The following is a 23,420-nucleotide window of genomic DNA, read 5'->3' on the forward strand; positions in this document are numbered from 1 at the left end:
CGGGACCGGTCGACGTGCGACCACCGCACGCCGGGTCCCGATGAAGTGGGGGATCATGGCCCAGCGGAGTCATCGCAGGCAGACCGGTCAGCTGATCACGCCTGACGGCGTGCCCGGCGACGGCGTGGACCAGGTGCACGTCAGCGGTGCCATCGCTCTGCCCGTCGCCCCGGATGCGCTGTGGGACCTGCTGTCCGAACCGCACACTATCGCCGCGTGGATGTCCGAACTCCACTCCTGGACCGGCCCGGCGCCGGATCGAGTCGGTGCCGATCTCGAACTCGCCGCTCAGGTCCAGATGTTCGACATGCTCCACGACGTGCATCTGGTCATCACCGAATACTGCCCGAACCGCAGCTGGACGATGACGTGCGGCGCGGTGACCGGTATCGCGGTCACCTTCGCCGTCGAACTCGAGCACCTGCGCGACCTCTCGCGCGCCACTCTTCGCACCGGCCTGCACGGCCAGGTGTTACGAGACGCCGACGCGGTCGTACTCGGTCACGCCCTTCAGCGCGGGTTGGACTCGAGCCTTCGTCAACTGGCCGACATCGCGGACCCGGACGGAATCACTGCCCGGCCCCCGGTAGCCGTCGTCAACCACCTGGGCTGAGACCGCCGGGGTCACCGGATGTTCAGGCGACGCGCGCGTGTTCCTCGACCGCCGCGGGCTCCTGCGCAGGCTGCGCCGGCCGACGTCCGGTGACGAGGAACAAGACAACCAGCCCGACCGCCAGCCACACATACGTGTCGCCGATGATGTGCTGATCCCACGTCCATGAGGTCTCACGGTGTTCACCGTCGGGCAGGAAACTGTGCGGCGCGATCACGAAGACCGCGGCGACGACGACAGTCGTGGCGTACCAGCCGCGAGCGCTGCTGACCGGCAGGGTACGGGCGTGGCAGACCATCGCCAGCAACGCGGGCGCGATCCAGACCCAGTGGTGCGACCACGAGATCGGCGACAGCAGCAGCGTGAAGACCGCGTTGAGCGACAGCGCGATCGCGGGGGCGTCGGCGGCCTTGCGCATCGCGGCGACGACCAGGACCAGTAGCAGGGTGCCCAGCACCAGCCACAGCGCGTCGAACGGCAGACCGGTGATGTGCAGGCGGGCCATGACGGCCTGGATCGACTGATTGGTATGGAAAGCCGAGCCGCTCAGGCCCGAGACGTTGCCGAGGCCGCCGAACCAGTAGCGGGTGGATTCGGTGGGCAGGAACGCGAAGGAGGCGATGGTGGCGATCGCCCCGGTGCCCGCGGCGGTCGCGGCGGCCTTGTAGTCCTTGCGTACCAGGAAGTAGAGAACGAAGGCGGCGGGCGTGAGTTTGATGGCGGCGGCCAGACCGATCAGCATGCCGCGCGGGTAGCGGGTCTTCGGGAGCAGGCAATCGGTGGCGACCAGCACCATCAGCAGGAGATTGACCTGACCGAAGTCGATGGTCGAGCGAACCGGTTCCAGCAGCATCGCCAGGGGGACCGCGCAGGCGGTGACGAGCAGGGCGACCTGCTTGCGGTCGGGGTGGTAGCGGCGGGCCACCAGATACAGCGTCCAGGCGACGGCGGCGATCGACACCACGACGTAGAGGATCTTCGCCGTGCCCCACGGCAGCAGCGCGAACGGCGCGAGCGCGATGGCCGCGAACGGCGGGTAGATGAAGGGCAGACCGATGCCGATCGAGGTCTTGGGCAGCTGACCGTACATATCGGCGCCGTCGCGCATCGCCTCGATGCCGAGGCGGTAGACCTGGAGATCGATGAACCCGCCGGAATAGCGTTCGAAGGGCCAGATCGGCGTCCTGACACAGACCACCGACACAATGGTGAGCAACACCGGCACCAGCCACCATGCTCGATTGATCGGGCGTGGGGAACGCTCTTGCTCGGGGTGGGTGGTGTCACTACTCATCCGCGGCGACTATACCGACTCACACGCGCTGCCGGGGCACCGCCCATCGGCGGGGGTGACGTGCGCAATAGCCAGGCGGATGCCCGCCCACGAACCGAACGCGCTGAAGACGGGCCTGGTCAGTCGCCGCGGTTGTAGCGGGTCAGGTAACCGGCCATCGCCGCGACATCGTCGTCTGTCCAGTCGGCGAAACGCGCCTGGAAGGCCTCCCGGCGCCGGCGTTCGGCCTCGCCGGCGACGGCTCGGCCCTCGGGGGTGGCGCGCAGGACGTGGTTGCGCCGATTGCCGGGATCGACCGCGCGTTCGAGGTAGCCGAGCTTCTCGAGTGCGCCGACCTGCCTGCTGACGGTCGATTTGTCGAGCAGGAACTGCTCGGCCAGGTCGGTGGCCAGGCAACCGTCGCGTTCGAGGATCAGGTCGAGAATGCTGTAGGCGACCAGGCTCAGCTCGGGGTGTAGTTCGGCGGCGCGGCCGCGGGCACGGCGAGCGAAAGCGGTGAGTTCCCGCTGGATGGTGTCGACAGCCTGGGTTCTTGTGCTCCGCGCGTTCATAGTTGTATCATACAACCATACATAGTTGCATTTACCAACTGTTTGGAGATCTGCCCCGATGACTCGCACCCAGTTCCGGCACGTCGCCGGACATCTGCTGACGCCGCTGCTGATGTGCCTCGGTATGGCTCTGGCCTACCTCGGCGCGTTCCATCAGCCCGAGCCGAACAATCTCGCGCTCGCCGTGGTGGGCGATTCCCCGCAGACGATGGTGCTGGCACAGACGATGAAGGACAAGGGCGGCGCCGGGCTCGACATGGTCACCGTGCCCGATCGCGACGCGGCCATCGACGCACTGCGCAATCGCGAGCTCGTCGGCGCCTATGTGCCCGACGCCGCCAAGCCGGAACTGCTGGTCGCCACCGCGAGCTCCGACACCAGCGCGATGGCCGCGGAAGTGGCCTTCCGGTCGGTATCGGATCACCAGGGCGTGCCGCTGGTGATCACCGATGTCACGACCAAGGCGGGCGGTGACCCGACCGGGCAGGGCATCTTCTTCCTGCTGGTCGCGTTGAGCGTGGGCGCGTACGGCAGCGTCGCGGTGATCGGCGCGGCGGGCGCGCTGCTGCGGATGCGGGTGCGCGCCGCCATCGGTGTGGTGACCGCGCTGATCGTCAGCCTCATCGGCGTCGTGGTGGCGGGTCCGGTGTTCGGCGTGATCGACACCGATCTCGCGAGCGTGTTCGCCATCGCCTGGGTCTACACCTCGGGCATCATCCTGATCGGCATCGGCCTGCACACGTTCTTGAAGCGCTGGACCACCCTCGCTCTGATCACCCTGTTCGTGATGCTGAACTTCACCACCTCCGGCGGCGTCTACGGGCCCGAACTCCAGAACGGGTTCTTCGGTGCGCTGCACTCGTTCTGGAACGGCGCCGACTTCGTCGAAGGCCTGCGCAGTCTGCTCTACTTCGACGGTGGCGCCGGGTTCGGCTCCCGCCTGTTCGGGTTGTTCGCCTGGCTGGTCGTGGGTGTGGCGCTGGTCGTGGTGGCCGGTCGGTACGAGGCACGCCACGCACCCCAGCCGGTCGCACCTGCCGCGGTCGAGGAAGAGATCGGCGAATCGGTGGCCGTCTGAGGCGTCGATTCCACGCCTGATCAGTCAGGTCAGGCCCCGGCGAATCCCGTTGCCCGACATCCGGACACACTGTCGCGGACCAGGTCGACCGGGGTCGCCGGGGCACTGTCGTTTTCAACGGCCGTCTTGTCGTGAATCGACCACGACTCCACGTAGACACGAGTACGGTGTAGCGCGCAACCGCGGACAGTCTGGCGCCGCGAGGGGGTGTAACAGCGGAAAGGGCGGGTGCCACCGATGAATGATCCCGACGCGCAACGCCCTGGCGACCCACTCCCCCTCGATCAGCGCTACGACGGCGCCGATCCGATCGAATGGTGCGGTGCGGCGGTCTATCCGATGTACACCGAGGCGCTGCCCGCCGGAACGACGGCGGTGCATCTGCGCGCACTGTCGGTGATGGCACCCGAGGACGTGTCGGGCCTCGGCCTCGGTCTCTCCGTCCACGACGGGCACGTGAATCTGAACGGGAAATCGCTGGCGGGCGTCGACATCTGGTACGAAGCCCTCGCCGACGGCATCGACATCTCGGTGACCGCGGACGCACCCGACGCGCTGTTCACCCTCACACCCGTCTGGGTGGCCGAATCGGGCACACACCAATCCTGGACCGGCAACTACGGCATGGTCGTCGACCTGCTCCCCGACGGGGCCTCGACCCTGTGGTGCAGCACCGGTCCCGGCACACCAGATTTCAACGAACTGGTCGTCGAACTCAGCACCGGTCCGGCCGAACCGGCACGCCCCGAACCACCCCACGATCCGGCCGACCCGGCTACGACACCGCTCGGCCCGGCCCCCTCGACTCCCCCCGTCGAACCAAGTCCCCCCGCCGCTTCCACCGAACCGGCATCATCGGATCCCCCACCGAAAATCTCGATCGCCCCGACCGATCCGCCCGAGCACCCACGAACCAGCCAGGGCGTCGGCGGCGCCCTGCACGACCTGGGAACCGCCATGCACGAACGCGGCGAACACGACTCGGCCCGCGCCCTCTGGACCCAAGCCGCACAGGCAGGCCACAGCGGCGCCGCCTACGACCTGGGCACCCTGCTCCTCCAGCAAGGCGAACGCGCCGCCGCCGAACAATGGTGGAAGGCCGCCGCCCACGACGACCCACGCGCCGCGGCCTCCCTCTCCGCCCTGTCCGAACAGCCTTAGGACGAGAAAAGCCGCCACCCGTGGTGATCCGCGGGTGGCGGCTTCGTGGCCGACCTGCCTAGGGCGACTGGTCCGCCAGCACCGCACCGGCTTCGGCCGAATTCTTACGCAAGGGCGTGAAATCGCGGGCGGCGATGTGTTGCGGGCGGCGCTGGGGGGCCGCGAAAGGCTCCGCCAGGGCGTTTTCCACGCTGTTGAACACCAGGAAGATGTTCGAGCGCGGGAACGGGGTGATGTTGTTCGACGAACCGTGCATCATGTTGGAGTCGAACAACAGCGCCGAACCGGCCCGCCCGGTGAACTGGGTGATCCCGTAACGGGCGGCCAGGAACGTGACATCGTCCGTCGTCGGGACCCCGATTCGCTGCTCGCGCAACGACTCCCGATAGTGACCGCTCGGCGTTTCGCCCAGGCACGGCACAAAGGTGCGGTGTGAACCGGGCATCAGCATCAGGCTGCCGTTGAACGGATAGTTGTCGGTCAACGCGATCGACAGACTCACCGCCCGCGGGGCCGGCATGCCGTCCTCGGCGTGCCAGGTCTCGAAATCGGAATGCCAGCCGAAACCACTACCACCGAAACCGGGCATGTAGTTCACCCGGGTCTGATGCAGGTACACCGGCGAACCGAGGATCTGCTCGGCCAGGCCCGCGATCCGCGATTCGGCGACCAGCTCCGCGATCGGTTTGCTGAGCTGATGCACCTGGAACACCGAACGGACCTGCCCCGCAACGGGTTCCACGATCACCCGTTCATCGCCGTAGAGCACGGGGTCGGCCGCGAGATGGCCGACCTCGGCGCCGAAGGCGGCCACCTCGTCGGGGGTGAGCAGGTCGGGGATCGTCGCGAAACCGTTCGCGTCGAATCCGATCAGCTCCGGCGAGGTGACCTGGCCCCACACCGTGGGATCGGTGCGTTCGATATGCGGGGCAGGCTCGGACAACCGGGTCGGGTAGCGGTCGAGCTGATCAGACACTGGCGCCATCCTCCTCGATAATCAGCGGATACACCCCGTTCTCATCGTGTACCTCGCGACCGGTGACCGGCGGATTGAAGACGCACAACATCCGCAGCTGGGTGCGGGCGGTGACCTGGTGACGTTCGTGTCCGTCGAGCAGGTACATCGAGCCCGGGCCCAGCTCGTACGTTGTCTGGTTGTCGAGATCGAGCAGGCTGCCCTCACCCTCGACCAGCCACACCGCCTCGACGTGATTCTGGTAGTGGAACCGGTGGACGGTGCCCGCCTCGATCGTGGTCTCGTGGAAGGAGAAACCGACCTTGTCGCCGCCGAGCACGATGCGCTTGCTGCGCCAACCCGGCCCTGCCACATCGCGTTCGGTGCCGGTGATCTCTTCGGTGGTGCGCACGATCATGCGGCACCACCACAGACGGTGTCGATCGAGGAGACCAGCACCGACAGGCCCTGATCGAGTTCGTCGCTGCCCAGCGTCAACGGCGGCAGCAGTTTCACGACCTCGTCCATCGACCCCGAGGTCTCCACCAGCAGACCCTGTTCGAACGCGGTGCGGCACACCTTGCCCGCCTGCGACGGGTCGTCGAAGACGATGCCGTGCACCATGCCGCGTCCACGAGTGGACACTCCGGCATGCCGCTGCGCGACCGCGTCGAGCGTGCGACCCACGTAGGCGCCGTTCTCGGCGGTGCGCTGGGCGAGTTTGTCATCGGACCAGTACTCGCGCAGGGCGGCGGTCGCGGTGACGAAGGCGGGGTTGTTGCCACGGAAGGTGCCGTTGTGCTCACCGGGCGCCCACTGGTCGTGCTCGGGCTTGAGCAGCACCAGCGCCATCGGCAGACCGTAGCCGCCGATCGACTTGGACAGCGTCACGATGTCGGGGGTGATGCCGGCGATCTCGAAGGAGAAGAACGGGCCGGTGCGCCCGCAGCCCATCTGCACGTCGTCGACGATGAGCAGGATGTCGCGCGCGGCGCACAGTCCGGCCAGGTGACGCAGCCATTCGGCGCGGGCCAGGTTCACGCCGCCCTCACCCTGCACGGTCTCCACGATCACCGCGGCGGGGCGATCGAAGCCCGAGGAGCTGTCGTCGAGGACGCGCTGCATCCAGCCGAAGTCCTCGATGGTGTTGTCGAAGTAGCCGTCGTAGGGCATCGGGGTGGAGTGCTCGAGCGGCACCCCGGCACCGGCCCGCTTGGCGGCGTTGCCGGTCACCGACAGCGCACCGAGGGTCATGCCGTGGAAGGCGTTGGTGAAGCTCAGGATGGTCTTGCGGCCGGTGACCTTGCGGGCCAGCTTGAGCGCGGCTTCGACGGCGTTCGCGCCGGTCGGGCCAGGGAACTGGACCTTGTAGTCGAGGCCACGCGGCGAGAGCAGATTGTCGCGGATGGTCTCGAGCAGTTCACGCTTGGCCACGGTCGACATGTCCAGACCGTGGGTGATGCCGTTGCTGCCGATGTATTCCAGCAGCGCCTTTTTCAGAATCGGGTTGTTGTGTCCGTAGTTCAACGCGCCGGCGCCTGCGAAGAAGTCGAGGTATTCGCGGCCCTGCTCGTCGCGCAACCAGGCGCCTTCGGCGGTGCTGAAGATGGCCGGCCAGTCACGGCAGTATCCGCGCACATTCGATTCCATGGCCTCGAAAATGCTGGTGTCGGTGGTCGTGATCATCGTCGTTCCTCCTGGCGCTGAGCCGGTGAAATCACATACAGCAGCTCTGCCTCGTGTGAATCGGGGAAATCGTTTTCTTCGAACAGGTCCTCGGTGCGCAAATCGGCACCGCGTTCCCGGGCCACCGCGGAGAACAGCGCATGCGAGGCGGTGTTTCCGGGTGAGATCGTGGTTTCCAAGGTGGTGATGCCCGCGCCGGCTACCGAATCGAGCAGCGCGTGCAGGATGGCGGCGGCCAGGCCGCGGCCGCGAGCTTGCGCGTCGACGGCGATCTGCCAGACGAACAGCGTGTCCGGAGCTTCCGGGCGCACATATCCGATGACGAATCCGACGGGCTGACCGTCACTTTCGGCAACCAACGAGGTTGCGGCGAAATCGCGACACCACAGCAGGTACGCGTAGCTGGAATTGACGTCGAGTACCTGCGAATCGCGGGCGATCCGCCACAGCTGGGCACCGTCGCCCAGCCGCGGATGACGCAATCTCGGTTCCGAACCAGGGGCCGCCGCGCTGGCGGCCGGCTCGATGGACATGGTGGACGTTGTCATATATCTAACGTGCCCAGCCGACTTTGCGGTCTTTGTGTCGAGCTCTTTGCGGTTGTATGACGAATCGTTTACTACGACTGCACATCGAGGCGATACCCGAGACCGCGCACGGTAACCACGATGCGCGGGTCGGACGGGTCACGTTCGATCTTGGTACGCAGGCGTCGCACGTGGACGTCGACGATGCGCTCGTCACCGAAAAAGCCCTGATCCCAGACTCTTTCGAGCAGCACGGATCGACTCAGCACGCGGCCGGGGGTCTCCGCCAGTTCACACAGCAACCGGAATTCGGTGACCGTGAGGTGGATCTCCTCGGCGCCGCGGCGCACCGCGCCCGCGTCGGCCGCCAGCACCAGTGGCGCGTGCGGATCGGCGTCGAGCACGGCCTCGGGGGTCGTGTCGCGATCGGCGGTGATGCGGGCGCGACGGCGGAGCGCGCGCATCCTGGCGGTGATCTCCTTGATTTCGAACGGCTTGCTCACGAAGTCGTCGGCCCCCGCCTCCAGGGCCGCGACCACGTCGTGGGTGTCGTAACGGGTGCTGATCACGATGATCGGCACATCGTGGTCACGACGGATCTCCCGGATGCAGTCGAAGCCGTCGGCTTCGCCGCGCATCAGGTCGACGATCATCAGATCGGGTGGCCCGTCGCTGCGCAGCCGATCGAGGGCGTCGGAAGGCACGCCTGCCTCGGCTACGGCATACCCTTCGTCTTCCATCGCGCGACGCAGGTCGCCGCGCATCTGGACATCGTCGTCCACGATCATCAGGTTCGCGCTCATGTGTGTGCACATCCTTTGCTGACACGCCGGGCGTGTGCCGGTGCACTGGGGGGTTTCGCGTCCCCAGACCGACACGACTACCCGCCTTCGAGCTTGTTACCTATCTGTTATGTACCCAGACTGGTGCGGACGTAAACCCGTCGTAACAATTCGCCCGCTCAACGGGCGGTTCGAGGGGACGTGGCCGGTGGCATAGTCGCAGGGGTGACCCCGACTTTCGCTGATATCGAAGCCGCCGCAGCGCGCATCGACGGACTGGTTCGCCCGATCACTGTCGCACCGGCCGGACCAGGGCCGGACCCGCTCTGGTTCGCACTGGAGTTCTTGCAGTTCACCGGCACGTTCAAGGCGCGTGGTGCGCAGAATTTCGTGCGCGCGCACGCGGCAGCGGAAACGTTGCCGGACGCGGGTGTGACGATCGCCTCGGGCGGCAATGCCGGGTTGGCGTGCGCATGGGCGGCACGGGAGGCGGGGGTGCCCGCGACGGTGTTTCTGCCCGAGACCGCGCCTGCGGTCAAAATCGGTCGACTTCGTGACTACGGCGCGCGGGTGCGACTGATCGGTCCGGAATACAAGCAGGCGTTGGCCGCTTGCCGGGAATTCGCCGAGACCAGTGGTGCGCTGGCCGCCCATGCCTATGACGATACGCTCGTGGCCGCGGGCGCCGGCACGCTGATGCGCGAGATCCAGGCGCGCATCCCCGACGTGGACACGGTGCTCGTCGCCGTCGGCGGCGGTGGGTTGTTCACCGGAACGGCGGTCGCCGCACAGCATTTCGGGATTCGCACGGTGGCCGTCGAACCCGTGGGCTGTCGATCGCTGAACGCCGCGCTCGAAGCCGGTCACCCGGTGGATGTCACCGTCGACTCGATCGCCGCGGATTCCCTCGGCGCCCCGAATGTGTCGGCGATGGCCTTGGCCGCCGCCCAGCATCCGAGTGTGCGGTCGTTGCTGGTGCCCGACGAGGCGATCCGCGCGGCCAGGCAGCAGCTGTGGACCTCCCATCGCATCGCCGTGGAGAACGGCGCGGCCACCGCGATGGCGGCACTGCTCGACACCGGTTCGGGCCCGGCCTATCGGCCCGAACCCGGCGAACGGGTGTGCGTGATCCTGTGTGGGGCCAATACCGACCCCAGCGACCTCGTCTAGCGGACCAGGGCGTTCTTGTCGACATAGTTGGTCATCGCGGAGTTCAAACCGCGCATGGCCAAGGTGTAGCCGTAAGGGAAGTACCGCTGACCCCAGTGGGCCAACTGGATGTCGCGGGAGGTGTAGACCCAGTAGCGGTTGCGCTCGACACCCTTGATCACCGACGTGGCCGCCTGCTCCGGGGTGACGGCGTGGCGCATGAACAGCCTGATCGCCTTGTTCAGCGCCGCGTTGTCGCGGTCGACGCCCGCGATGTCGACGCTGTCGACCATCGGGGTGGCCATCGCGCCGGGGCAGACCAGGCTGACGCCGATCTTGTGGCGGCGCAGGTCGAACCGCAGCACCTCCGAGACACCGCGCAGGCCGAACTTGGTGGCGCTGTAGGGCGCGTGCCACGGTAGACCGAAGATGCCCGCCGCCGAGGACACGTTCACCAGGTGACCGCCGCGACCGGCGGTGATCATCGGGCGCACGAACTCCTCGATGATGTGGATGGGGCCCATCAGGTTGATGTCGACGGTGCGGCGCCACTGCTGGGGCGTGAGCTTGTCGACGGTGCCCCAGGTGGCGATGCCCGCCACGTTCATGACGATGTCGACATGGCTCACGGCCTCGAAAGTATGGGCGGCGAGACCGACGACCGCGGAATGGTCGCTGACGTCGGCCGCGTGCGCGAGATGCACCGTCGCCCCGGCCGCGCGCAGTTCCTCGGCGGTGGTGGCGAGCGTGTCGGCCGTGATGTCGGTGAGGACGAGCGAGGCCCCCTTCGCGGCGGCCGCGAACGCCGTGGCGCGGCCGAGGCCGCTGGCGGCACCGGTGATCAGGCAGGTCTTCCCGTCGAACTTCGTCATGGTCCCGACCCTACGTTTGGTGAACAGATGCGTCTACGGTTCCGCGGTGATCGCGATGGTGGTCCAGCCGCCGACATGGATCCGGCTGCCTTCGCGCAGTGCGACCGCCTGCTGCGGTGTGATCGGTGATTCGGCGCCGTCCAGGCTGGTTCCGTTGGTGGAACCGAGGTCGGTGATGGTGAGCGCGCCCCTCTGATCGACCTGGATCATCGCATGTGCGCGGGAGACGCCGATATCCGCCGGGGCGATGCCGAGGTCGATCTCGGGCACGATCCCTTGCGAGGCCGATCGTTTTCCGATCAGGAACTGGTTGCCACGCAAGATGATTCGACGTTCGGGGTAGAAGTCCGGGAATTCGACACGCTCGGCATCGGGTCCCTTGCGGGCTTGGACGCGCGCGTAGAACTCGCGGTCGGCGAAGATCCGCGCGACCCACTCCCCGGATCGGCCACTGTCGGGGGGCGCGCCGGCAGCGATCATGGTGGGGTCGAATCCGGGGTCGGCCGATTCCGCGCGATCACCGGGACGCGAGGACGTCGCTGTCGCCGGTGGCAGGGCGGAATCGTGGCCGCATCCTTCGCAGAAGCGTCCGCTGGTCGGCGCGTGGCAGTTCGGGCACAGGCGCAGAGCCGCCGGGTCGGGCGCGGGCGCCGTGCCCAGAGCCGATCCGCACACATCGCAGTAGTCCGTCGACCGCGACTGGTGTCCGTCCGCGCACATCAGCATGTCAGCCGCCCTCCGGCCGCACCCGGGCGGTCTTGGTGGAGCGGATGTCGAGGGCGAGTTCGTCGGCCGCGGCGACCTGGCCGCGCAGCTTCACGGTGCCGTCGTGCTCGACCTCGACCACACCACGCAGCAGTTTGGCGGTGGACTCGTGGCCGGAGGCGGCGGCGAGTTCCACCGCGCGACGCAGCTTCGCGGTCGCGGTGGTGACATCGCCGGTGCGGCGCGCCGCCAGACCTTCCTGCACGGCCTGGGCCAGTTCGACCTGGCCGGTGTAGTGGGCGACGCGGGTACTGATGCGGGTCGACAGCGTCGAATCGGTGGTCCAGACCGCGCGCACCAGGCCCTGGCCCAGTACCTCGTCGCCGGCCAGCACACTCAGCCGCGCGGCCAGCTTCTCCCGGCCCGGCGCGGCCGGTTCCAGTTCGATCTGCACGTGGTATTCGCGCTCCTCGGCGGCCCACGACGACAGCGGGTAGTCCCCCACCTGCGCACCCACGTCGATCCGGCGCCCGGTCAGATCCTCGAGCACCGGCGAGACCTGTTTGACCATCCGCACCCGCGCACCGGCCGGAGTCCACACCTTCAGCGTCAGTTCCGGGATCACGCGCGCGGCCGAGGAACGCATCATCGCGGCGAAATCTCGGGCCAGGTCCTTCGGATCGGCGACGATGTTCGCGTCCCCGGACAGTTTCGAGGCGATCTTGCGCACTTCCTCGGCGACCCAGTCGTCGCCGACACCGCGGCAGTCGCAGACGAAAAGCCCTTCGGCACGGTCGAGTTCGGTCGCGAGCTCCTGCGGGGTCTCGTGCTCGTTCTTGCCGTCGGTGAGCAGAATCGCGTGCGCCTGCGCGCCGGGGTGCGCGGCGGCGACCTCGCGGGCCAGCGCCAGCCATGAACCCATCGCGGTGCCGCCGTCGGGCCGCAACCGATCCAGGGCTCGCCGGGCCGAGGCGCGATGTGTGCGGTCGGCGGGGGCGGACAGGGTGTTGTCGCTCGGGTAGATCATCCGGGCCGACTCGGTGCCCTCGATGATGGCGAACGCGGTGCCGTCGGGGATCTCGTCGAGCGCGGTGCGGGTGGCGTTGCGCGCGTTCTCGAATTTGCGCTTGTTACCCATCGATCCGGAGCAGTCGATGATCAGGATCTCGAGCCGCGGCGGCGGTGTCGCGACGGCGGCGAGTTCGGGCCCGGTGGTCACCGTCAGCACCGCGTCCACCACGCTCGCGCCTTCGGCGAGGAATTCGTTCTGGTCGACGGCGATCGAGATACCGGCTGTCTCAGGGGAACTCATGACACTCCTGGTTCGGGCGATACGGCAACGGGCACCGGAGCCAGGGCGACGGTGATGTTGTCACTGCCCCCGCTGTTGAGGGCGAAGTCGGCGAGCGCGCGCGCGGCGGCCTGCGGCGACGTCTCGACGGTGAAGCCGGCGAGCGCGACCGCCTCGGGCAGGTAGTTCCACAGGCCGTCGCTGCACAGCAGCAGCGTGCCCGGCTCGGTGGCGAGCATGCGTTGCAGGCAGTTCGCCGACCACGGTGCTTCGCCACCGTCGGCGCCGAGCCAGCGCAGCAGGGTGTGGGCGCGCGGGTCGTTCATCGCCGCGGTCTCGTCGAGGGCGCCCGCGTCGACGAGAGCCTGGGCCCAGGAATCGTCGACGCTGAGCCGGCGTGACGCGGTCGGATCGCCCGCCGCCAGCCAGAATGCCCTGCTGTCACCGACATTGGCGACGGTGATGTCGGTACCCACGCTCGTCTCGCGCACGATCGCGGAGACATAGGTGCACGACGGCGCGTACTCGGGGGTGCGTGACATGCCGCGCACCGCGGCGGTCGCCGCCGCCAGGCCCGCCATCGCGGCATCGGAGTCGGCCCTGCCCTCGGCCAGGGCGGCCAGCGCGGCGTCGACACCGGTGCGGGCGGCATTGCCGGAGGCCGCCTGCGGATCCTGGGAAGTGGAGACGCCGTCGCTGACCACGATCACCCGGATGCCGTCGCCCTCGCGCACCGCGGCCGCGACCGCGTCTTCGTTGCGGGAGTGGCTGATTCCGCGGTCGGTGAGGACATACACCGCGCCGAGGTCTTCCTCGAAACGATCAGGGACAGGCTTGGGGCTGCCGCATTTGACGCAGTAGCCGCCCTCGTAGCGGCGTTCACCGCAGGTCGAGCACTGCGGCACCGCGACCGGATCATGCACGGGCAGTGCGACTTTGCGCACGCCGAGTTCGCGACCGCAGCCTTCACAGAAGCGGTGTCCCGCCCGCGCCGAGCCCGCGCAGTCGGCACAGCCCGGCGCCGTCACAGGGTGGTCCTGGGGCGCACCGAGTTCGCCTGGTCCACCAGGACGAATCGGGTCCACATGTCGTCGGCCTCGCGCGCCAGTGTCCGCAAGCATCGTTCCAATCCCGTCCGCACGCCCTGCTCGGTGAATTCCACGTCCAACAGCTTGCCTGGTGTCCTCGGTTGCTGTCCCGACCGGATCCAGTTCAGTGCCGCCTCGAGGACGACCATCCGCACCTGCGCGGTGCGTGTGCGCGAGTCGAGGCGCAAGTGGTCGACGCGCTCGCCGGTCCGGCGGAGCAGGTCCTCGTCGAGGTCGGCCGGATCCCGGTGCGTCAGTAGCGTTTCGACGGCGGAGAGCCGGGCCTCGGTGAACATCGAGGAGGTGCGGTCGACCTGATCGAGGACCGCCACCGCGCCCGTGCGGTCACCGTCGGCGCGGCGCAGTCGCGCGGCGCCGAAGGCGGCCGACAGATAGGTGTGGTCGGTGCGCCAGACCGTTTCGTAGAGCGCCAGCGCGCGGCCGAGCTCGAAGGCTCCGGTGTCGGGCTGCTCGCCGCGGGCGCCTGCACCGAGCTCCAGGGCGGCCGCCAGCGCGAGTTTGGGAGCGGATTCACCGGGCAGTGCCGCGTAGACGGACTCGAAATCGGCGGCCGCATCGGCATAGTCGCCGGTGAGCAGGGCAGCCTTGGCTCGATACCAGACGGGGCGCCAGTCGAATTCGAGCTCGGCGTCCAAGGCGGCCAGCCGGGTCAGCGCCGCTGCCGCGTCACCCGCTTCGAGCTCGGCGCGCACCAGTCGCAGCGGGATCTCGACCGACTCGCCCGATCCGGTCACCACCGCGCGCAGTCCGGCGGTGAGTGCCCGCTCGAGTTCGGCCGGGGTCGCGGCATCGGTGGTCGCCAGCAGGGCGGCGCCACTGTCGCCGGGGTCGACCAGCGGGGCGGGCAGGCCGGCGATGAGGGCGCCCGGTTCGGGTGTGACACTGTCGATGCCGAAGACGGCGCGGGCGGGACCGAACTGGCTCGACATGCCGGGCCGTGGGATGCCGTCGCCGGTCGCCAGCACCTCGCGCAGCACACCGGTGAGCTGGTCGGCCATTTCGCTCGTCGAGGCGAAACGCGCCAGTGGGTCGGGGTCGGTGGACCGCCGCAGGAATCGGTACAGCGAATCATGTTCGGCCAGTACCGGTTCGGTCTCGGGACCGGGGATCGGGCCGAGCTTGCCGTCGACGGAGGGCACTCGCATCATCAGCACGGCCAGTGTGCGGCCCGCGGTGTAGATCTCGGTGGCCACCGTCGGCCCGGTTTCGGCGATCTCGGGTGCCTGGTAGCCGAGGGTGCCGTAGATGGGGCTGGTGCGGTCGTCCATCGCGATGACCGCACCGAGGTCGATCAGCTCGAGGCGTTCCTCGGTCTGCATCACATTGTCGGGCTTGAAATCGCAGTAGGCCCAGCCGCGAGCGTGCAGATAGCCGAGGGCGGGCAGCATTTCCAGCACATAGGCGATCGCCTGCGCGGGCGGCAGATAGCGCTGGGTTTCGGCGCGGTGGGCGCGCAGGATCTGCTTGAGCGAGGTGCCGCCGACATAGGCCATGACGATGTAGCCGACGGGTTCGCCGTCGGCGTCGGCGTGTTCGGTGAAGTTGTGGATCTTGACGATGTTGGGGTGGTCGACCTCGGCGAGGAAACGCCGTTCGGCCAGGGCTGCGGCCAGGGCGTCGGCGTCGCCGGTGTCGATGAGTCCTTTGAGGACCACCCAGCGTTTGTTGACGGCGCGGTCGGTGGCCAGATAGATCCAGCCGAGACCACCGTGGGCCAGCGCCCCCGCCACTTCGTACTGGCCGCCGACGAGATCGCCTGCCCGCAGCCGGGGCACGAAGGAGTAGCGGGTGCCACAGTGCGGGCAGAACCCGGCGGTGCGGCCGGGAACACCGGCCTGGCCGCGCCCGACAGGCTTGTCACACTTGCCGCAGAAGCGGTCGGATTCGGGCACCTGGGGGTCGGTGAGCACTGCCGTGGCCGGGTCCACGCGCGGGACCGGCGGCACTTCGACGAGCCCGGCGCCGAGCCTGCCGCGCGCGGCCGAACGCGCCGAGCCCGAACGGGTTCGGACCGAGCGACTCGAGGTGCGCCCGCTCGCGCTGACCGTCGACGCGGACGGGCTGTGCATCGGGCCCGTGACCGTGGCCGGTGCGGTACCGCAGGTGTCGCAGTAGCCGTCGACGATCGTGCCGTCGCACTCGGGTTCGCCACAGGCGCCGGGTACCGGCACGGGTATCGGTGGCGGCTGCGGGTTCGCACTGCGCGGCTGCGCTGTCGTGCGCCCCGATCGGCCGTTGCCCGCGAGGCCGGCCTGCGGTACCGGTGGCGCGCTCGCGACGGGCGCGGTACCGCACAGTGCGCAGTAGCCGTCCTCGATCGTGCCGCCGCACCCCGGTTCACTACACCTCATGCTGTCCGCCCCGCTTTCTCCCCGATGATCGAACGATAGTCCGCGACGGCCCGGGTGACCGCGGCCAGATCGCACGGTGTGCGGGTGAGCAGACCGGCCGCGATCCGGTCGGCGGCGAGCACATCCCGGTCCTCGCTCACTCCGAGCCGCGAGGCCTTCGCACGGTAGGCGGTGAGTCTGCCGCGCAGTTCGGCGCGCCGATCGAGCAGACCACGCGCCAATTCCTCACGCCGTGTGGCCTTTTCGGCAGCGTCGCCTGCCCGCACGCGCAGCGCGAGCAGATGTTCCACTGTCGGCCGATCGGGTGTACCGCCGAGAGTGTCGAGTTCGGCGCGCAATCTCGTGGCCGGTTCGCCGCCGTCGGGTAGCTCGCCGGTCGCGACCTTGTGCTGAGCCTGGGTGACGGTGCCGTCGGCGCGATCTTGCCGTTCGCCGAGATCGGCCAACTGTGCGCGCAGGGCGGCGACAGCGCCGAGCAGATCGGCGGCAACGGCGAGGTGGTCGCTGTGGCGGGCGGATTCGGTATCGATCAGCGCCGTGAGCGAGGCGAGGGCGGTGGCGATCTCACCCGGCCCGAAACCGAGCGGATCGGTGCCCGCGCGACCCAAGAGCGTGGACAGTGGTTCGGTGGCCGCGTCCAGTGCGCCACGAGCTTGCTCGACGCGCTGTTGCAGCGGGGCGAGTGCGCCGAGCACCTGTTCATCGACCGCCGCGACCTCGTCGGCGAACGGGGCGACGAAGGCGAACGCGGCGCGCATCCGGTCCAGGCAATCGGCGATGCCGACGGTCACGACGGTCTCACTGGGACCGGTCAGGCCGCGCTGTGCCAAGGGGATCGGGATCCGCGCCACCTCGTGTGGGCGACCGCGCAGCAGCTCGGTGAGCCGCCCCCGCGACCGGTCGTCGACCCTGCCGCGACCGGCACGCACCGCCTGCGCCTCGCCGAGGATGGCGCGCACCCGCCCCAGGTCCTCCCAGAGTTCGCCCAGTGCCTTCTCCACCGGCGCCCACCGACGCGCGGTCTCCCCCGTCGGCGGATAGCGGCGGACCAGGGCCAGGCCGGGGTGGCGGTCCAGTTCCAGCAGGGTCGTGGTCACCGTCGCCAATTCCGCTGTGCGCCCCGCCAGTTCACGATCGATCTCGAGCACGCCGAGCATCGGCCAGCTCATCCGACGTACCGGGGTACCGGCGGCCCCTGCGAGGGGCCCAGAGTCGACAGGTGCTGGGCGTAGATCCGCTGCCAGGTGCCGTCGGTACGGGCGCGGTCGAGTACGCCGTTGACGAAACGCACCAGCTCGTCGCTGCCGCGCGGCACCCCGACGGCGTAAGCGCCCGCGCCGATCGGGTCGCCGACGACCTCGAGATTGTGGTCCTGGGCGACCAGCCCCGCCAGGATCGGCTCGTCCCCGCTGATCGCGTCGACGGTGCCCTGCTGCAGCGCCACCAGGCAGTCGGTCCAATTGGTCACGCCGAGCACGGTGGGTGGGGTCGGCAGCGTGAACAGCGGCGCGGCGGCGGTGGTGCCCTTCGCGACGCAGACCCGCTTGCCCGCGAGCCCGGCGCCGTTGGTGATGCCCGCCCCGTGCGGGGCCGCGATGCGCTGCGCCGCACGGTAGTAGACGCTGGAGAAGTCGACCTCACGGCGGCGTTCGCAGGTCGCCGAGAAGGTGCGCACGATCATGTCGACCTTCTTCTCCTGCAACAGCGGGATCCGGTCGGCCGCGGTGACGGAACGCAGTTCGATCTTGTCCGGGTCACCGAACAGATCGCGCGCGATCTCCCTGGCCAGGTCGATGTCGAAACCCTCGAGCTTGCCGGTCGACGGGTTACGGAAGCCGAACATGTAGGTGTTCTGATCGACGCCGACCCGCAGCCTGCCGTTGGCGATGATGGCGGCCATCGCCGACCCCGCGGGCATCGCACCCGGTCGCGGCTGAGTCGTCGGCGCCAATGTCGCTTCGGTATCGCAGGTTCCGGTGCCCTCGGCGGTCGGCGCCGAGGTGATCGCCTCGGCGCCGGGCAGCGGTGGGGCCACGGCGGTGGCGGCGATGGTCGACGGTTCGGGGGCGTCGGCACAGCCCGCGACCAGCGCGACGGCCGCGGCGAGCGCGACCAGCAGTGGACGCCTCACAAGAACTCCTTGAGTCGTGGCCAGAGTCCGGAGATCACCGCGCCGGCCGCGGCCAGCAGCAGGAGCAGGGTGCCGAAGGGGCTGAGGGTCAACGATGTTGCGGCGGCGGCGACACCGTCGCGCAGGTCGTCGCGGGCCTGGGCGAGGTCGTCGCGCAGTTCCTGGTCGAGGCGGGCGAAGCTGGTGGCCGAGCTGTCGGGGCCGGTGCCGATCGCCTGGGTGACCGCGCCGGGATAGTCGGCCTTCTCGTAGGCGGTGCGCTGGGCATTGTGCCCCGCGTTCCAATTCGTCAGCGCGCGTTCGGCATCGGAGTCGCCGCCACCGGCCGCGGTGAGGCGCCCGCGCAGGTCGCCGCTGTGGGTTTGGAAGGCCTTCTCCGTGGCGGTGATGTCGCCGCGGGTGATCAGGGCCAGGGTTTCGTCGGTGCGGGCCTGCTGGGCCAGGATGCGGGCCCCTGCCAGGTTCTCCACGCGCGCTCCGGCGCCGGAACTTCCGTCCTCGAGCAATTGCGCGGCGGTCGAGGTGGCGCCCGCGGTCCACAGCAACGCCACCAATGCAGCCAGCGCGGCCATCGCCAGGCCGGTGTTCACCAGGCGGTTCGTCCGGCGCAGCAACACGATCGACCCGACCAGGCACACCACGAGGACCAGCAGCAGGAGCACGATGCTCGTCCACGGCAGCGCGCCGATGCGCTGCTGGTCCTCCCGCACCGCGGCGAAGCGGGCCTTGCTGAGTTGTTCGGCATTGGGCAGCAGCGATGTCTGCATCAGATCCGAGGCCTGGCGCAGATACGCCGAACCCACCGGGAAGCCCTGACGATTGTTGGCGCGCGCGGTCTCCACCAAGCCCGTGTAGGTCGGCAGGTCGGCGGCGATGCGGGCGACGATCGCCCTGGTCTGCGCGTCGGTGGCACCGGCGGTCGCCTCCGCCAGGGCGGCGGCGGCCTCGGCGAGCGCCTGCTCGTAGGTGTCTCGCACCTGTGGCGATTCGATGCCGCCGGACAGGAAGGCCGTCGCGGCGCCCGCGTCGGCGGCCGAGAGCGATACATACAGACTCTGCGCGGCGAAGGCCAGCGGCTCGGTCCGATCCAGCACCTGTTCGGTGCGCACGATCTTGGCGTCGAGCTGTCGTCCCGCCGTCGATCCGGCAACCAGGCAGGCCACCGTGGTCACGACGAGGACCACCCCGATCGCACCTGGTGTCGTCGCGGCGAATCGCCGCAGCCACGTCCCCGCGTCACGGATGGTCGCCGGTAGGCGAGATCCCACACCGTCCTCCTTCATCTCCCCGGGCGGTGTCTTCGATCGCGATAGTACGGGAGCCGCTGAAAGTTCGCCCGGGTGAAGGAAATCGGCCGAAACGCGACAACGAGGAGGCCCGCCACGCGGCCCAGCGACCCGGTGCGGACACGCAAGAATCCACTGCGGCCGATTCCTGACCGCGACAGCCCCCGCATTCGTGGCACAAGATCGTCGACAGTGACCCTTAACGGGTAGGACTACACTCTTTTCCTACGGTGACCCTCGGGTAGATCGGAGTCGACATGTCGAAGTTGATGAACTCCTTGTCCGAAGACGAGTACGTCCTGATCCGCGGCACAAAGAAAGCGCAGATGGCCGATCTCGACGAAGAGGCGCTGATCCGGCTGCATACCCGTGTGCGGCGGGCGCGCAACAAATTCGTCAAGGTGTACCGCCGATCCGGCGCGGCCAAGGTAGAAGCCAAGGGAGCGCGCGGCGCCGGAAAATCGGCGAACACCCACAACGCCGGCAAAGCGGAAGTCTTCGAAAGCGCGCTCAGCAGGGTGAGCCGCCAGCTGGCCACGGCCTCGAAACGCAATGCCCGCAAGTTGAAGGCCGAGAGGCTCGCCCGCGCCCGCAAGGACGCGCCGTCGTTCAGCGATATCGGCGACAGTGACGGGAAGGTGCGCTCCGCGGGGAAAGCGCGCACCGACGCCACCCGCGAGTCCTCCGGTCGAAAGAAGTTCGAGGCCTCCAGCATCGCCGCGGGGGCACGGCGCCAAGCCGCGAAGGACGGGCGCTAGCTCCGAGGAGAGCTGGCGCTGCCACCGGCGATCGTCAGCGCGCCTAGGCGCCGATGCTCTCCGCGCCCGGCTCCACGCTGGTGCCGGTCTTGCTGAACTGGAGCACGCCGTCCTCGATCGGGGCCTTGTGCATCAGGGTGCGGTCCCGGTAGTAGTTGTTGACCAGTTTCCAGGCACCGCGCGCGCCCTGGCGGGGCATGGCGTCGTTGCCCCGCTGGATGTAGCCCGAGGTGAGGGCGCCACCCATGAGCGACTCGTCGGCGATGTCGTCGGGGTTGGCGTGCACCTCGAAGGTGGTGTAGCCGCGGTCGCGCATGATGTTGAGCACGCGGCACAGGTACGCGGCGGCGAGGTCGGCCTTCAGGGTCCAGGAGGCGTTGGTGTAGCCGATGATCATCAGGAAGTTCGGGATGTCGGAGTACAGGACGCTCTTGTAGGCGACCGTCTCGTTGAACTTCACCGGAGCGCCGTCGATGGTGAGCGTGATGCCGCCGAGCATCTGCACGTTCAGGCCGGTGGCGGTGACGATGATGTCGGCCTCGAGCTCCTGGCCCGACTCGGTCAAGATGCCCTTCTCGGTGAACTTCGCGATGCGGTCGGTGACGATGTCGGCCTTACCGCTCTTGAGCACCTTGAACAGGTCACCGTTGGGCACCACGCACAGGCGCTGATCCCACGGGTTGTAGCTGGGGGTGAAGTGGCGCAGGTCGACCTTCTTGCCGAGCTGCAGGCGCACCTGCGCCAGCATGAGCTTCTTGGCCAGCTCGGGGTTGGTGCGCGAGAGCTGGAAGCTGGCGCGCTGCAGGGCGATGTTGCGGGCGCGACCGATCTTGTAGGCGACGGCGTCGGGCACGCGCGACTTCTTGAAACCGATCGCGACCGGGTCGTCCGACGGCAGCGCCTGGATCCAGGTGGGCGAGCGCTGCAGCATGGTGACGTGCGCGGCGGTGTCGGCCATCGACGGGATCAGCGTGATCGCGGTGGCGCCGGAACCGATGACGACGACCTTCTTGCCTGCGTAATCCAGATCCTCCGGCCAGTGCTGCGGGTGCACGATCTGACCCTTGAAGTCGTCCTGACCGGGGAATTCGGGCTGGTAGCCCTTGTCGTAGTTGTAGTAGCCGCTGGCGCCGACGACGAAGTTCGCGGTCCAGGTCTCGGTCTCGCCGGTCGCCTCGATCACGGCCTGCACGGTCCACAGCGCGGTGCCACGATCGAAATCGGCGGTGACGACCTTGCGGCCGAACGTGATGTGGTCGGTGACGCCGTATTCCTTGGCGGTGTCCTCGACGTACTGCCGGATGCTGGCGCCGTCGGCGAGCACCTTGGTGCCGATCCAGGGGCGGAAGCCGAAACCGAAGGTGAGCATGTCCGAGTCCGAGCGGATGCCGGGGTACTTGAACAGGTCCCAGGTACCACCGATGTTCTCGCGGCGCTCGAGGATCGCGTAGGTGCGTCCGGTCTGCTCGCGAGTCAGGTGACAGGCCGTACCGATTCCGGAGAGGCCAGCGCCGATGATCAGTACGTCGACATGCCGCGTCATTGAGGAAACTCGTTTCGTAGGGTCGCCGGCCCGAGCACCGTCGCCCGAGCTTTTCACGAGGTTACGTGTTTCGCTTAGTTACGTCTAGTTCGGCATGCCCGCACTGCGGCGTGTCGGGGGTTGCGCGCACGGTGATCGGAATCCGTGACGGGGGCGAGCGCACCGGTCAGCATCGAGGGATGACCGATCACCGACTGTCGTTTCACTGGTTCCTGCCCACCTACGGCGACTCACGCGGCCTGATGGCGGGCGGACACGGGAGCTTCATGTCCGGTGATCGCCCCGCGACCCTGCGCTATCTCAACCAGCTCACCGCCGCGGCCGAGGACAACGGCTTCGAGGGTGTCCTGACCCCGACCGGCGCCTGGTGCGAGGACGCGTGGCTGACCACCGCCATGCTCGTGCAGACCAGCGAGACGCTGAAGTTCCTGGTCGCGCTGCGTCCCGGCCTGACCAGCCCCACCCTGGCCGCCCAGATGGCGGCGACGTTCCAGCGGCATTCCGCCGGGCGTCTGCTGCTCAATGTCGTCACCGGTGGCGAGCAGCGCGAGCAGGAGGCCTACGGCGACTTCCTGGACAAGGCCGAGCGCTACGCGCGCACCGGCGAGTTCTTGCACATCGTGCGCGAGCTGTGGTCGTCGACCGAGCCGTTCAGCTTCACCGGCGAGCACCTGCGGGTGAAGGACGCGATCCTCAGCGCCCGTCCCGATCCGGTTCCGCCGGTGTTCTTCGGCGGTTCGTCAGGGCCAGCCGGGCCGATCGCCGCCCGCTACGCCGACACCTACCTCACCTGGGGCGAACCGGTGGACGCGGTCGCGAAGAAACTGGACTGGATCCGCGGACTGGCCGCGATCGAGGGCCGCACCGTCGACTTCGGCCTGCGCATCCACGTGATCAGCCGCGACACCGCCGCCGAGGCGTGGACCGAGGCCGAACGGCTCCTCGACGGCATCTCACCCGGTGAGATCGAACGGGTGCAGGCGAACCTGGCCAAGAGCGACTCCGAGGGGCAGCGCCGGATGGCGCGTCTGCACAACGGGCGCACCGACGGGCTCGAGATCGCCCCGAACCTGTGGGCGGGCGTCGGCCTGGTGCGAGGTGGCGCGGGCACGGCGCTGGTCGGGTCGCACGCCGAAGTGGCCGATCGACTGCTCGAGTACGCCGCCATCGGGATCGACCATTTCATCCTGTCCGGGTATCCGCATCTGGAGGAGGCGTACTGGTTCGGTGAGGGTGTGCTGCCGATCCTGGAGCGCAAAGGCGTGTGGACCCATCCCTCACGGCCGGTGTCGGTGCCCACCGTCGCACCGTTCACCGCGGCCGCCAGTAGCTGACGACTCCGGGCGCGCCCCCGGTTCAGGGTCGCGCCCCGGGGTTCGAAACCCTGGAACGGCAGTCACTGCACCATTGCCCTTACTGCCGTTTGCCGGGTGGCACGCTGTCCCAACATCTTTCGATGGGCGTGTGACCTGCGGGTTATCCGGTTACCCAGCGGTAGGACTCAAATGCCATGACGCACAGCGTGCTTGGCTGCACCGCACTCCCCCAACCGATTTCGGCATCGAGTGCAGCGGGGGT

At 68.6% G+C, this 23,420-nt stretch carries 22 protein-coding genes; 6 read left to right on the top strand and 16 right to left on the bottom strand.

Going from position 1 to position 23,420, the window contains the following annotated elements; translation table 11 throughout:
* Window positions 1-55 precede the first annotated feature (55 nt).
* Complete coding sequence (locus ACWDXS_RS12910; protein WP_449965249.1) at window positions 56-613, top strand: SRPBCC family protein; 558 nt, start codon at window positions 56-58, stop codon at window positions 611-613.
* Window positions 614-635: 22 nt separating this feature from the next.
* Here the strand turns inward: ACWDXS_RS12910 and ACWDXS_RS12915 are convergent, their stop codons facing one another.
* Together ACWDXS_RS12915 and ACWDXS_RS12920 are read right to left on the bottom strand one after the other, a co-directional pair.
* Window positions 636-1,907 (bottom strand): glycosyltransferase 87 family protein, encoded by a 1,272-nt coding sequence (locus ACWDXS_RS12915; RefSeq protein ID WP_378987737.1) that lies wholly within the window; start codon window positions 1,905-1,907, stop codon window positions 636-638.
* Window positions 1,908-2,026: 119 nt separating this feature from the next.
* A complete protein-coding gene (locus ACWDXS_RS12920; RefSeq protein WP_378987740.1) occupies window positions 2,027-2,458 on the bottom strand; it encodes a MarR family winged helix-turn-helix transcriptional regulator in 432 nt (143 codons plus the stop codon).
* 58 nt (window positions 2,459-2,516) lie between these two features.
* Here ACWDXS_RS12920 and ACWDXS_RS12925 point away from each other — a divergent pair, with 58 nt between their 5' ends.
* The gene (locus ACWDXS_RS12925; protein ID WP_449965253.1) at window positions 2,517-3,536 is read left to right on the top strand and encodes a hypothetical protein; all 1,020 of its coding nucleotides are present in this window, start codon (window positions 2,517-2,519) and stop codon (window positions 3,534-3,536) included.
* A gap of 237 nt (window positions 3,537-3,773) precedes the next feature.
* A complete protein-coding gene (locus ACWDXS_RS12930) occupies window positions 3,774-4,697 on the top strand; it encodes a hypothetical protein (RefSeq protein WP_449965256.1) in 924 nt (307 codons plus the stop codon).
* Between the two features lie 58 nt (window positions 4,698-4,755).
* Here ACWDXS_RS12930 and thpD read toward each other — a convergent pair whose 3' ends face one another.
* From thpD to ACWDXS_RS12955, 5 genes are all read right to left on the bottom strand, one after another.
* On the bottom strand, window positions 4,756-5,682 hold the full coding sequence (thpD, locus tag ACWDXS_RS12935) for an ectoine hydroxylase (protein WP_449965259.1): 927 nt from the start codon (window positions 5,680-5,682) through the stop codon (window positions 4,756-4,758).
* On the bottom strand, window positions 5,666-6,070 hold the full coding sequence (locus tag ACWDXS_RS12940) for an ectoine synthase (protein WP_378627675.1): 405 nt from the start codon (window positions 6,068-6,070) through the stop codon (window positions 5,666-5,668). Before ACWDXS_RS12940 ends, thpD begins: the two co-directional genes overlap by 17 nt.
* Window positions 6,067-7,335, bottom strand: a complete 1,269-nt coding sequence (gene ectB / locus ACWDXS_RS12945; RefSeq protein ID WP_449966211.1) for a diaminobutyrate--2-oxoglutarate transaminase — start codon at window positions 7,333-7,335, stop codon at window positions 6,067-6,069. Before ectB ends, ACWDXS_RS12940 begins: the two co-directional genes overlap by 4 nt.
* Complete coding sequence (ectA, locus tag ACWDXS_RS12950) at window positions 7,335-7,886, bottom strand: diaminobutyrate acetyltransferase (protein ID WP_378987753.1); 552 nt, start codon at window positions 7,884-7,886, stop codon at window positions 7,335-7,337. The genes ectB and ectA overlap by 1 nt, the downstream gene beginning before the upstream one ends.
* A 71-nt stretch (window positions 7,887-7,957) precedes the next feature.
* The gene (locus ACWDXS_RS12955; protein WP_378987756.1) at window positions 7,958-8,668 is read right to left on the bottom strand and encodes a response regulator transcription factor; all 711 of its coding nucleotides are present in this window, start codon (window positions 8,666-8,668) and stop codon (window positions 7,958-7,960) included.
* A 204-nt stretch (window positions 8,669-8,872) separates the two neighbouring features.
* Between ACWDXS_RS12955 and ACWDXS_RS12960 the strand changes: the two genes are divergently transcribed.
* Complete coding sequence (locus ACWDXS_RS12960) at window positions 8,873-9,817, top strand: threonine/serine dehydratase (RefSeq protein WP_449965265.1); 945 nt, start codon at window positions 8,873-8,875, stop codon at window positions 9,815-9,817.
* On the opposite strand, the gene ACWDXS_RS12965 is transcribed toward ACWDXS_RS12960, so the two are convergent.
* From ACWDXS_RS12965 to ACWDXS_RS13000, 8 genes are read right to left on the bottom strand one after another with little or no spacing between them, the layout of a single operon-like run.
* Entirely contained in the window at window positions 9,814-10,668 is an 855-nt protein-coding gene (locus ACWDXS_RS12965; protein ID WP_378987759.1) for an SDR family oxidoreductase, read from the bottom strand. The genes ACWDXS_RS12960 and ACWDXS_RS12965 overlap by 4 nt on opposite strands.
* Before the next feature lie 33 nt (window positions 10,669-10,701).
* Entirely contained in the window at window positions 10,702-11,394 is a 693-nt protein-coding gene (locus ACWDXS_RS12970) for an FHA domain-containing protein (protein ID WP_449965268.1), read from the bottom strand.
* A 1-nt stretch (window position 11,395) separates the two neighbouring features.
* Window positions 11,396-12,685 carry a VWA domain-containing protein gene (locus ACWDXS_RS12975; RefSeq protein ID WP_378987764.1) on the bottom strand — a complete coding sequence of 430 codons (1,290 nt, stop codon included), beginning with the start codon at window positions 12,683-12,685 and terminating at the stop codon, window positions 11,396-11,398.
* Window positions 12,682-13,692 (bottom strand): PP2C family protein-serine/threonine phosphatase, encoded by a 1,011-nt coding sequence (locus tag ACWDXS_RS12980; protein WP_378987767.1) that lies wholly within the window; start codon window positions 13,690-13,692, stop codon window positions 12,682-12,684. The genes ACWDXS_RS12975 and ACWDXS_RS12980 overlap by 4 nt, the downstream gene beginning before the upstream one ends.
* Window positions 13,689-16,124, bottom strand: coding sequence for a tetratricopeptide repeat protein (locus ACWDXS_RS12985; RefSeq protein ID WP_449965272.1), 2,436 nt, complete (start codon window positions 16,122-16,124; stop codon window positions 13,689-13,691). The genes ACWDXS_RS12980 and ACWDXS_RS12985 overlap by 4 nt, the downstream gene beginning before the upstream one ends.
* Window positions 16,121-17,293: a hypothetical protein gene (locus ACWDXS_RS12990; protein WP_449965275.1), complete on the bottom strand. Its 1,173-nt coding sequence runs from the start codon at window positions 17,291-17,293 to the stop codon at window positions 16,121-16,123. Before ACWDXS_RS12990 ends, ACWDXS_RS12985 begins: the two co-directional genes overlap by 4 nt.
* Complete coding sequence (locus ACWDXS_RS12995; RefSeq protein WP_378987779.1) at window positions 17,290-18,255, bottom strand: glutamate ABC transporter substrate-binding protein; 966 nt, start codon at window positions 18,253-18,255, stop codon at window positions 17,290-17,292. The genes ACWDXS_RS12990 and ACWDXS_RS12995 overlap by 4 nt, the downstream gene beginning before the upstream one ends.
* Entirely contained in the window at window positions 18,252-19,523 is a 1,272-nt protein-coding gene (locus ACWDXS_RS13000) for a hypothetical protein (protein WP_449965278.1), read from the bottom strand. The genes ACWDXS_RS12995 and ACWDXS_RS13000 overlap by 4 nt, the downstream gene beginning before the upstream one ends.
* Before the next feature lie 275 nt (window positions 19,524-19,798).
* Between ACWDXS_RS13000 and ACWDXS_RS13005 the strand changes: the two genes are divergently transcribed.
* Window positions 19,799-20,299, top strand: coding sequence for a hypothetical protein (locus ACWDXS_RS13005; protein ID WP_379314038.1), 501 nt, complete (start codon window positions 19,799-19,801; stop codon window positions 20,297-20,299).
* 43 nt (window positions 20,300-20,342) lie between these two features.
* On the opposite strand, the gene ACWDXS_RS13010 is transcribed toward ACWDXS_RS13005, so the two are convergent.
* Window positions 20,343-21,842, bottom strand: a complete 1,500-nt coding sequence (locus ACWDXS_RS13010) for a flavin-containing monooxygenase (protein ID WP_378987788.1) — start codon at window positions 21,840-21,842, stop codon at window positions 20,343-20,345.
* Between the two features lie 179 nt (window positions 21,843-22,021).
* Here ACWDXS_RS13010 and ACWDXS_RS13015 point away from each other — a divergent pair, with 179 nt between their 5' ends.
* Window positions 22,022-23,176, top strand: a complete 1,155-nt coding sequence (locus ACWDXS_RS13015; RefSeq protein ID WP_378987791.1) for an LLM class flavin-dependent oxidoreductase — start codon at window positions 22,022-22,024, stop codon at window positions 23,174-23,176.
* The last annotated feature ends 244 nt before the right edge of the window (window positions 23,177-23,420 follow it).

Source organism: Nocardia sp. NPDC003183 (genome assembly GCF_053590715.1).

Bases quoted from the DNA above. Each gene is read 5' to 3' on its own strand.
- ectA (WP_378987753.1), bottom strand. From the start codon at position 7,886: ATGACAACGTCCACCATGTCCATCGAGCCGGCCGCCAGCGCGGCGGCC.
- ACWDXS_RS13015 (WP_378987791.1), top strand. From the start codon at position 22,022: ATGACCGATCACCGACTGTCGTTTCACTGGTTCCTGCCCACCTACGGC.
- ACWDXS_RS12910 (WP_449965249.1), top strand. From the start codon at position 56: ATGGCCCAGCGGAGTCATCGCAGGCAGACCGGTCAGCTGATCACGCCT.
- ACWDXS_RS12965 (WP_378987759.1), bottom strand. From the start codon at position 10,668: ATGACGAAGTTCGACGGGAAGACCTGCCTGATCACCGGTGCCGCCAGC.
- thpD (WP_449965259.1), bottom strand. From the start codon at position 5,682: ATGGCGCCAGTGTCTGATCAGCTCGACCGCTACCCGACCCGGTTGTCC.
- ACWDXS_RS12930 (WP_449965256.1), top strand. From the start codon at position 3,774: ATGAATGATCCCGACGCGCAACGCCCTGGCGACCCACTCCCCCTCGAT.
- ACWDXS_RS12985 (WP_449965272.1), bottom strand. From the start codon at position 16,124: ATGAGGTGTAGTGAACCGGGGTGCGGCGGCACGATCGAGGACGGCTAC.
- ACWDXS_RS12975 (WP_378987764.1), bottom strand. From the start codon at position 12,685: ATGAGTTCCCCTGAGACAGCCGGTATCTCGATCGCCGTCGACCAGAAC.
- ACWDXS_RS12955 (WP_378987756.1), bottom strand. From the start codon at position 8,668: ATGAGCGCGAACCTGATGATCGTGGACGACGATGTCCAGATGCGCGGC.
- ACWDXS_RS12920 (WP_378987740.1), bottom strand. From the start codon at position 2,458: ATGAACGCGCGGAGCACAAGAACCCAGGCTGTCGACACCATCCAGCGG.
- ACWDXS_RS12925 (WP_449965253.1), top strand. From the start codon at position 2,517: ATGACTCGCACCCAGTTCCGGCACGTCGCCGGACATCTGCTGACGCCG.
- ACWDXS_RS12915 (WP_378987737.1), bottom strand. From the start codon at position 1,907: ATGAGTAGTGACACCACCCACCCCGAGCAAGAGCGTTCCCCACGCCCG.
- ACWDXS_RS13005 (WP_379314038.1), top strand. From the start codon at position 19,799: ATGTCGAAGTTGATGAACTCCTTGTCCGAAGACGAGTACGTCCTGATC.
- ACWDXS_RS12940 (WP_378627675.1), bottom strand. From the start codon at position 6,070: ATGATCGTGCGCACCACCGAAGAGATCACCGGCACCGAACGCGATGTG.
- ACWDXS_RS12990 (WP_449965275.1), bottom strand. From the start codon at position 17,293: ATGAGCTGGCCGATGCTCGGCGTGCTCGAGATCGATCGTGAACTGGCG.
- ACWDXS_RS13010 (WP_378987788.1), bottom strand. From the start codon at position 21,842: ATGACGCGGCATGTCGACGTACTGATCATCGGCGCTGGCCTCTCCGGA.
- ACWDXS_RS12970 (WP_449965268.1), bottom strand. From the start codon at position 11,394: ATGCTGATGTGCGCGGACGGACACCAGTCGCGGTCGACGGACTACTGC.